Below are 913 nucleotides of genomic sequence, written 5' to 3'. Positions count from 1 at the left end.
CTCTCCGGCCGGGACAGCGGGCGCTGGCGCAGCCTCCGGCGCCTCGTCCACGCCCGTCGCGCTGCCGAACGACACGCAGTCGACCGAGATCCGCAAGGCGACCCAGGACGCCGCCGCCTACATCCGCGGCCTCGCGCAGCTGCGCGGACGCAATGCCGAATGGGCCGAGCGCGCGGTGCGCGAGGCCGTGAGCCTGTCGGCGAACGAGGCGCGCGCGCAGCATGTCGTCGACCTGATCGCGCAGGACCCAGCCGACCTCGCGCGCCAGCTCGACGGCCGCACCGTGACGACCAGCGCCGGCACGCTGCACCTCGCGACCGCGCATGCGCCGCTCGTCGTGCTCGCGCCCGACTGGCGCAGCCGCTTCCTGTCGATCATCGCCGATCCGAACGTCGCACTGATCCTGCTCACGATCGGCATTTACGGGCTGTTCTTCGAATTCGCGAATCCCGGCTTCGTGCTGCCGGGCCTCGCAGGCACCATCTGCCTGCTGGTCGGGCTGTTCGCGATGCAATTGCTGCCGGTCAGCTATGCGGGCCTGGGGCTCGTGCTGCTCGGTCTCGGCTGCCTCGTCGCCGAGGCGTTCCTGCCGACTTTCGGCGTGCTCGGTTTCGGCGGGATCGTGTCGTTTACGATCGGCGCGCTGATGCTGATCGACACCGACGTGCCCGGCTACGGGATTCCGTGGCCCGTGATCGCGAGCCTGGCGCTCGGCGGCGGGCTGTTCGTCGCCGTCGTATCGAGCGTCGCGCTGCGCGCGCGACGGCGCCCGGTCGTGACGGGCGCCGAGGCGATGCTCGGCAGCATCGGCGAAGTGCTCGACGACGGCCTGCAGCCGGATCAGCCGTATGGCGCCGGCGGCCTCGCGCCGTCGGCCGCCGGCTGGGCGCGCGTGCACGGCGAGCGCTGGCGG

Annotated in this window: 1 pseudogene; it reads left to right on the top strand. The window is 72.4% G+C overall.

Going from position 1 to position 913, the window contains the following annotated elements:
- Positions 1-913, top strand: a pseudogene (locus tag F3J14_RS35180) (nodulation protein NfeD); the annotation flags it as partial.

The sequence above is a fragment of the Burkholderia sp. Tr-862 genome (assembly GCF_011753085.1).
GTDB classification, from domain to species: domain Bacteria; phylum Pseudomonadota; class Gammaproteobacteria; order Burkholderiales; family Burkholderiaceae; genus Burkholderia; species Burkholderia ambifaria.
This window is presented reverse-complemented; position numbering and strand designations above follow the sequence as displayed.